Source organism: Xenorhabdus bovienii, assembly GCF_024721015.1.
GTDB lineage: Bacteria > Pseudomonadota > Gammaproteobacteria > Enterobacterales > Enterobacteriaceae > Xenorhabdus > Xenorhabdus bovienii.
The window spans coordinates 1-551 of the sequence record NZ_JANAIF010000307.1; the positions used below are offsets into that span (position 1 = coordinate 1).

Consider the following 551-nt stretch of genomic DNA (forward strand, 5'->3'; position numbering starts at 1 on the left):
ATGGGCGGCAGAGTAGAGCGAGCCGGCGACAAACGCGGTGGTCAGTTCACCCCCTATCGCCAGCACCAAAACTTGTTCACCCGGACTGGGCGCCCACCATGTACGGGACGTGCCGGCACGCTGGGTTGTCCAGCGCAGCCAGTCGGTTTGCAGGCCGCTTATCTGCACACGGCAACGCTGGGTGTTCAGGTCAACCGCCGACACGGTGCCGACGCGCACGATATTCGTTAACAATCGGTATAGTTCTGTGAGTGTCATCATGCCTCCGCCAAGTCGTGATAAATCATTTCAATCAGTTTCAATTTTTCATGCTCGCTGAGTCCCAGCAATTCACGCTGCGGATATCGCGTCCGTGCCAAGGCGTTGATGCTGCCTTCCAGCCCGTATTGATGTTGCCGGGCAATGGCGGCGGCTTTCCCCTGAAAACCGACGATAGCGGTCTCTGCCGACGTCCTCATTCTCAGAAATTTGGCGGCTCTCAGGCGCTGAAACATCGGGTTGCGCCGTGTTGTGGTTTTGCGGGTTTCGCTCCGGTTGATTTCCAGATAACG

2 protein-coding genes are annotated in these 551 nt (G+C 57.4%); both read right to left on the reverse strand.

Annotation, left to right across the window (positions count from 1 at the left end):
• On the reverse strand, positions 1-261 hold a 261-nt coding region (locus tag NXS07_RS20720; protein WP_258087599.1), incomplete at its 3' end, for a phage baseplate assembly protein V.
• Positions 258-551 (reverse strand): phage virion morphogenesis protein (locus tag NXS07_RS20725; protein ID WP_258087600.1); only part of this gene is annotated, 294 nt, incomplete at its 5' end. The genes NXS07_RS20720 and NXS07_RS20725, both read right to left, overlap by 4 nt.